The sequence below is a fragment of the Nevskia sp. genome (assembly GCF_023266035.1).
In the GTDB taxonomy this organism is placed as follows: domain Bacteria; phylum Pseudomonadota; class Gammaproteobacteria; order Nevskiales; family Nevskiaceae; genus Nevskia.
Genome location: NZ_JAHFRY010000081.1, coordinates 1 through 1928 on the forward strand (window position 1 = coordinate 1; position 1928 = coordinate 1928).

Genomic DNA, 1928 nt, shown 5'->3' on the forward strand with positions numbered 1-1928 from the left:
CCCGAGCTCGCCGAAATACTGGACGAGGTTGTAGGTGAAGGAGTCGTAGTTGTCGATCATCAGGATCATGGCGTGCGGCCTCGCGGGCTGGCGGTAAGCGGTCGGCGTCGGGTGCATCGGAGCGGTTCACGGCAACGGATCGAGCCGTAGCGGAACGGGCAAGACTTCAGGATGAGCGACGCCAGCGAGACATGGCCAGAGGATGATCGGGTGATGAGGTTGCGCAGTTTACCGAGCGCGGCGCGCGGCCGCTGAAGACGACAACGGGCCGGCTTCCAACAGGGAGGCCGGCCCGTCTGGTCAATCACGAATCCTGGGCCAGCCGGGTGCCGAGCTGCGACACCCGGCTGGCCCAGCGCCTTTACGGGGCGCTCACCGACGACGTGAAGAAGTTAGACACCGTCTGGGTGATGCGGGTACCGCTGTTGTTGCCGCCGTTCGCGCCATACGCATGGATGGAATTGGCGCAGGCGCCAGTGCAGGCACCGGCAGCACGGTCACGCTCGAACACCGGCGAGCCGCTCTGGCCACCGGCCGTGTCCTGCGGATAGCGGGTCTTGCGGGTCTCGGACACCGTGATGTCGCTGACCGACGCGTAGTGCGTGCCCGCCGCCGTATCGCCCGGATAGCCCGACACTTCGACCGGCAGGCCGACCAGCGATGCGGTGGTCCAGAACCAGCCGAACCAGCCGGTGGTGTTGCCGATCGTGCAGTTCAGCTTCGCGGTGCCGTAGTCGTACTCGTCCGAGCCGTTGCTGATCCAGGTGGAATTGGTGCGCCACTGGCGAACCGTGCAGCTGCCGTACGGATCCGAAGCACCGTTGCGGCCCGGATAGAACTTGCCGTTGGTGCTGAACACGCCACCGTTGCCCTGGTGCACGCAATGGCCGGCGGTGGCGATGGTGTCCTTGCCGATCAGCCAGGCGGTGCAGATGTAGTTGCTGCCGGCCTGCGAGAAGGTCAGCTGGCCGATCGCACGTTCCGGGAACGTGGTCGTGTACTTGCGGAAGCGGCGATCGGCGCCGATCACCGATTCGGTCTGCACCTGGTCACGTGCGTAGGCCGGGATCATGGTCTTGTACTTGGCCGCGAACTCGGCGATTTCCCGGGTGCTGTAGGTGCGTGCCGAGAACTCGGCTTCGGCATCGCGGCGGCCAACATCCGCGCCGCGGAAGCTGACAATGCCGCCAGTTTCGGCGGAGCCCTTGCCCGAGCTTTCGGCAGTGACCAGCGGCGCCACGACGCCGGTATCGCTGGTCACGGTATAGACCGCATCCGCGTGCGCTGCAGTGGTCAGCAGCGAACCGCAAACCATCGTTGCGGTGACCGCAATCTTGTTGAGTTTGTTCAGCATGTCGTCTCTCCCAATGTCTTTGAAGGGCCCGAAGTCGGGGTAGACGAAAGCTAAGGCTGGCCTCGATCCGTGGATGTGATCGATTGCTCATTGAGCGGCTCTGGAAGGCTCTGCGGAGACGGAAAAGAGCCGTTCTGTGAAGGGGGCGACAAAATTTTTGTGCTGGCCGCCGCGCAGCGGCCAGCACCCCTCACCAGCAGACAGTGCTCAGACCGTTCCGTACAAGGTCACGACGCAGGCGCCGCCGATGCCGATGTTGTGCTGCAGCGCCAGCCGCGCGCCGTCGACCTGGCGCGGGCCGCAGACGCCGCGCAGCTGCTCGACCAGTTCGGTGCACTGCGCCAGCCCGGTGGCACCCAGCGGATGGCCCTTGGCGAGCAGGCCGCCGGACGGATTGGTGACCACCGCGCCGCCGTAGGTGTTGTCGCCGTCGTTGATGAACTTCTCGGCGCCGCCGATCGCTGCGAAGCCGAGCGCTTCGTAGGTCACCAGTTCATTGGCGGTGAAGCAGTCATGCAGCTCGCAGACGTCGATGTCGGAAGGACCGACGCCAGCCTGCGCGTAGACCTGATCG

The 1928-nt window shown here is 65.2% G+C and carries 1 protein-coding gene and 2 pseudogenes; all 3 read right to left on the bottom strand.

Features of this window, described 5'->3' with window-relative positions; genetic code table 11:
• A pseudogene (locus Q0D45_RS21660) lies at positions 1-69 on the bottom strand (anthranilate/aminodeoxychorismate synthase component II); the annotation flags it as partial.
• A 292-nt stretch (positions 70-361) separates the two neighbouring features.
• Complete coding sequence (locus Q0D45_RS13355; RefSeq protein WP_293393633.1) at positions 362-1354, bottom strand: trypsin-like peptidase domain-containing protein; 993 nt, start codon at positions 1352-1354, stop codon at positions 362-364.
• 207 nt (positions 1355-1561) lie between these two features.
• A pseudogene (locus Q0D45_RS13360) lies at positions 1562-1928 on the bottom strand (lipid-transfer protein); the annotation flags it as partial.